A 3,482-nucleotide genomic window follows, 5' to 3' on the forward strand; every position below is an offset into this window, starting at 1 on the left:
ACCGCCGGAACACCCGACCACCCCCACACACACATCTCTCTTCACCCGACAAAGGAGCGAGGACTCCCACCAAGGAGCCCCCGCCCCTTTTTCGCGCGCCCAGGCTCTTTCTTGCCGCAGGCGAGGTCGCGGCATCAGCGCCCGTCGGCGCCTTGCCGACCCCGTCTTCCTCATGGGAGCGCACCGGCCTCAGTGAGGTTCGCGGGTGTCCGAGCCGGCGGCGGGGTGAGCACCGCGGGTTCCAGGCTTTCGAGGTCTAGGGCCAGATCGTGGCCCCTCGCCGGTGGGTGAGGAGTTCGTAGGGCTGGTGGGATGTCGTGCCCGGCCGACGGGGCGTGAGCACTGATCCACGAGGTCGCACCCGTTCTCCTCGAGGCTCGCCATTGCAGGTCGAGACCAGGGAGCGCTGGTGCTGTTCGTCGGAGATGACTGGGCCGAGGACCACCACGACGTCGAGGTCGTCGACGAGGCGGGCGTCGACTGTTGCGCCGCGACCGCGAGGAGGGCGCGGCCGGAATCGCGGCGCTGCACGCCGTGATCGCCGACCATCTCGATGATCAGGCCGAGCCCGGTCAGGTCGTGGTGGGCATCGAGACCGATCGCGGCCCGTGGGTGCAGGCGCTGCTGGCCGCGGGCTACACGGTTTATGCGATCACCCCGTTGCAGGCCTCCCGGTATCGGGAGCGCCACGGTGTCTCGGGCACCAAGAGCGATCCCGCCGACGCGCATGGGCTCGCCGAGCTGGTGCGCCTCGAGCGAGCCCACCACCGCCCGACCGCCGGCGACAGCAGCTCGCCGAGCACGTCGAGGTCCTCGCCCGGGCTCACCAGTCGATGGTCCGGTCGCGGCCACGCCGGACCAGCACGCCGCGTTCGATGCTGCGCGAGTCCTACCCCGCCGCTCTGGCCACGTTCGACGACCTGGCCGGCCGGGACGAGCTTGCGGTGCTCGCCCTGGCCCCGACCCCGGAGGCGGGTCGCCGGTGACGGGTGGCGCGGGTGGAGAAGGCGCTGCGCGACCGGGCGCCGACGCAACCCCACCGCCACCGCGCAACCGATCGTGGAGACGCTCCACGGCGAGCAGCTCGAAGCCCACCCCGGCGTGGTCGAGGCCTACGCCGCCGGCGCGACGGCGCTGGTCGCGGTGACCACCGAGCTGGTCCGCCAGTGCGAGGTCCTCAAGGGCGAGGTGGAGGCGGGCTTTGGCCGGCACCCGGACGCTGAGCTCTACCTGTCCCAGCCCGGACTGGATCCGGTGCTCGCCGCCCGGGTGGTCGCCCGAGTTCGGAGAGGACCCCACCCGCTACGCCGACACCCGGGCGGTGACGCGCGCCTCGGGCAGGGCCCGAGCCGTGCTCGCCCGCCACTCTCGCAACCGACGTCTGGCCGACGTGCTCTACCAACAGGCCTTCGCCGCCCTGAGCGCTCCACCCGGCGCCCGAGCCTTCTACGACGCCCACCGAGCCCGCGGCAACAGCCACGACCAGGGCCGGCCCTACGCGCACTGGCCAACCGCCTCGTCGGCGTCCTGCACGGCTGCGTGCGCCACCAGCAGCCCTTCAACGAAGCCACCGCATGGCACCTCACCGACAACACCACCCCAGCCGGAGCTCGACCGCTGACGGCCGTGGGATGTCTCGCTCCTTCGCGAGGAGGACCGGCAGCAGCACGAGGAACGTCGACGTCGGCCTCTGGTGGCCCGCGGGCTCGACGAGAACGGCTGTGGCTGGAGCACCCGGAGAGTGGCGGCGACGGATCCGACACCGGCACCCTGCACCTCACGGCGCGGTGGCTGGCCGGCGCGCTGAGCCGATTCGGCGGCGGCTACGTCCTCACGTGACCGCGGTGACGCCTCCGTCCACTCGTCGTCGTGCGCGGTCGTCCCGGGGTGGTCCGCGGCTTCGGCTCGCGCTGCCCTGCTGGCCTCTGCCACTGCCCCTCAGGGATGCCCGACGCCGGCTGCTGTGTCGTGGAGTCCTCGGTCGTGGGCGGTTGCTGTGCGCCCTACCCATGACCATGACGAGACCGGCGCCCTCGGCGGGCGTGCACCCGTCCCTCCTGGGGCCGCGTCACCTCGAGACGCGCTCGGGTCGGGTCGGACGCCCTGCCCGAGGGTGGTTCTCGGCCCGGGGGCTTGGTCACCGAAGCGGTAGGCGGCCCGCTCGGGTGGGGCGGAAGCGGAAGGCGCGGACGTAGAACCCGCGCAGGTCGTCCTCGAAGTCGACGTAGAGCCACTCGCGCCCGCCTGGCGGGCGCGGCCCGCGGTCAGGCCCACCAGGGTGGTGGCGCCACCGCGGCGCCCGTGTTCCGGTGCGACCGTGGCGTCGAGCACGAAGGCCTGGTCGTCGCCGTCCCGCGCGACGTTGACGAACCCGATGAGGCGTCCGGTGGACTCGCGAGGGGAGGCCCAGCCCGGCGAATGGGAGTGGACCCGACCCACCAGCCGGCCCGGCCTCGCCGCCGCAGGCGAGCCTGGCCGCTACGAGGCCCTCTCGTCGGTGACCTCGGAGCACCACGGGAGCTGGGTGGTCGGCTCCGTGGTGTCGTTCGGTCCCGTCGTCACGCCGCCCACTGTCCCGGGCCGCGGGTCGCGCGGCGACACCACCGCGGATCCCGGCCGGCGACAGGGCCCTCCGTCGTAGAGTGACGGCCATGACCGCGGCCGCGTCCTCGACACCCTCGGGTGGGCGGCGCCCGGGGACCTGGGCGGACGCCACACCGGCCGAGGTCCGTGCGGTCCTCGCGCCGGAGAGCGCTGCCGAGTTCGACCGCCAGTGGCGTGAAGCGCTGTCCCGAGCCGCCGACACCTACGACCTCACGGTGGTCCACACCTGCCTCGAGGCGTGGCGCCGGGTTGCCCGGGTGACCGTGGCGGCAGGGGGGCACGACGGCTACCGGTCGCTCCGCAGCACGGCGGCAACGGCACTCGAGGACCGGGAGCCCGGCACGCCCCGCGTGCCGTGGCGTGAGGTTCGCGGGGACCTCGGGCTCTAGGTGGCGTACGAGATCGACGTCGGCTCGGTCCTGGAGACACTGTCCGGGTTGCCGAGCGAGGCAATGGTGGCGCTCGCCGAGGCGATGGCCGTCCTCGAGCTCACCCCGTGGGCGGGAGACCCCCTGGTGGACCGGAACCCCGGGGGAGCCGTGCGGACCCTGCCGTTCGGGGCCCGCGGGCTGGTGACCTACGTGGTGGTCGAGGAGCTCGAGCGCGTGGACCTCCTTCAGGTCCACTGGGTCGGCTGAGCCGGCCGCTCCGGACGGGACCGGCGAACGAGGCGCTGACCTGCGGTGATCGTGCAAACCGACCCCCCGTGAGAGGCCCTCCTGGGCGGGTGTAGTGTTCTCCGGGTCGCCAGGACAGCGAGGTTGAACCCGGTCCGGACGACGCAGTAGGATGGGAAGGTCGCCCTCCGGAAGGTCTGGCCCTAGTGGGTCGGCTTGTACGGTGGTGTGGTTGTCCTTTGAGAACTCAACAGTGTGCTG

4 protein-coding genes and 1 pseudogene are annotated in these 3,482 nt (G+C 72.9%); 4 read left to right on the top strand and 1 reads right to left on the bottom strand.

Going from position 1 to position 3,482, the window contains the following annotated elements:
• Nucleotides 1-409 precede the first annotated feature (409 nt).
• Nucleotides 410-1,616, top strand: a pseudogene (locus tag PH189_RS30180) (IS110 family transposase); the annotation flags it as partial.
• A 322-nt stretch (nucleotides 1,617-1,938) separates the two neighbouring features.
• Here the strand turns inward: PH189_RS30180 and PH189_RS30610 are convergent.
• Nucleotides 1,939-2,439: a GNAT family N-acetyltransferase gene (locus PH189_RS30610; protein ID WP_378014906.1), complete on the bottom strand. Its 501-nt coding sequence runs from the start codon at nucleotides 2,437-2,439 to the stop codon at nucleotides 1,939-1,941.
• Between PH189_RS30610 and PH189_RS30185 the strand changes: the two genes are divergently transcribed.
• The 3 genes from PH189_RS30185 to PH189_RS30195 are packed head-to-tail and all read left to right on the top strand — an operon-like array spanning nucleotide 2,387 to nucleotide 3,242.
• Entirely contained in the window at nucleotides 2,387-2,641 is a 255-nt protein-coding gene (locus PH189_RS30185) for a hypothetical protein (RefSeq protein ID WP_274192562.1), read from the top strand. The two genes, PH189_RS30610 and PH189_RS30185, sit on opposite strands and share 53 nt — an antisense overlap.
• 10 nt (nucleotides 2,642-2,651) lie before the next feature.
• On the top strand, nucleotides 2,652-2,993 hold the full coding sequence (locus PH189_RS30190; protein WP_274192563.1) for a DUF6247 family protein: 342 nt from the start codon (nucleotides 2,652-2,654) through the stop codon (nucleotides 2,991-2,993).
• Complete coding sequence (locus tag PH189_RS30195) at nucleotides 2,994-3,242, top strand: hypothetical protein (protein WP_274192564.1); 249 nt, start codon at nucleotides 2,994-2,996, stop codon at nucleotides 3,240-3,242.
• The last annotated feature ends 240 nt before the right edge of the window (nucleotides 3,243-3,482 follow it).

This window comes from Actinomycetospora chibensis (assembly GCF_028737215.1).
Taxonomy (GTDB): Bacteria; Actinomycetota; Actinomycetes; order Mycobacteriales; family Pseudonocardiaceae; genus Actinomycetospora; species Actinomycetospora chibensis.

What these genes read in the sequence shown, in the direction of transcription:
- PH189_RS30190 (WP_274192563.1), top strand. Translation starts at nt 2,652, where the DNA reads ATGACCGCGGCCGCGTCCTCGACACCCTCGGGTGGGCGGCGCCCGGGG.